This window comes from Pseudomonas sp. P135, assembly GCF_020312125.1.
In the GTDB taxonomy this organism is placed as follows: domain Bacteria; phylum Pseudomonadota; class Gammaproteobacteria; order Pseudomonadales; family Pseudomonadaceae; genus Aquipseudomonas; species Aquipseudomonas fragariae.
The window spans coordinates 1-525 of sequence record NZ_JAGPYR010000057.1 but is presented as its reverse complement, the minus strand read 5'-3'; the positions used below and the strand labels follow the sequence as shown (position 1 = coordinate 525).

Sequence of the window (525 nt, the reverse complement as noted above, 5' to 3'; positions counted from 1 at the left end):
AAGAGGTGCCCGGTCTATATTTCTTTCTATCACATACCCAAATTTTTAAAGAACGATCTAATCAAAGACTAGAAATCAACATTCATGCACCCCTTGTCTTGCAGGGTGGAATGCTCATTTCTAAGCTTTCAAACAGAAGCAGTAAGTGGTGGAGCCAAGCGGGATCGAACCGCTGACCTCCTGCGTGCAAGGCAGGCGCTCTCCCAGCTGAGCTATGGCCCCGTATTTCTACAGGCGTTTCCCACACAAAATTGGTGGGTCTGGGCAGATTCGAACTGCCGACCTCACCCTTATCAGGGGTGCGCTCTAACCAACTGAGCTACAGACCCAATTTCGAGCTTGTAGCCGCTAGCGTTGAGCTATCAGCTTGGAGCTTAAAGCTGCTTCTAATCGTCTTCTTCAATGAATCAAGCAATTCGTGTGGGTGCTTATGGTGCAGCTGAGTCGTCGATTAAGGAGGTGATCCAGCCGCAGGTTCCCCTACGGCTACCTTGTTACGACTTCACCCCAGTCATGAATCACACC

At 49.7% G+C, this 525-nt stretch carries 2 tRNA genes and 1 rRNA gene; all 3 read right to left on the bottom strand.

Annotated features, from left to right (window positions below):
* Positions 1-146 precede the first annotated feature (146 nt).
* Positions 147-222, bottom strand: a tRNA-Ala gene (locus tag KBY08_RS26285).
* Between the two features lie 30 nt (positions 223-252).
* Positions 253-329: transfer RNA gene (locus KBY08_RS26280), tRNA-Ile, on the bottom strand.
* Positions 330-452: 123 nt separating this feature from the next.
* Positions 453-525 (bottom strand): 16S ribosomal RNA (locus KBY08_RS26275); the annotation flags it as partial.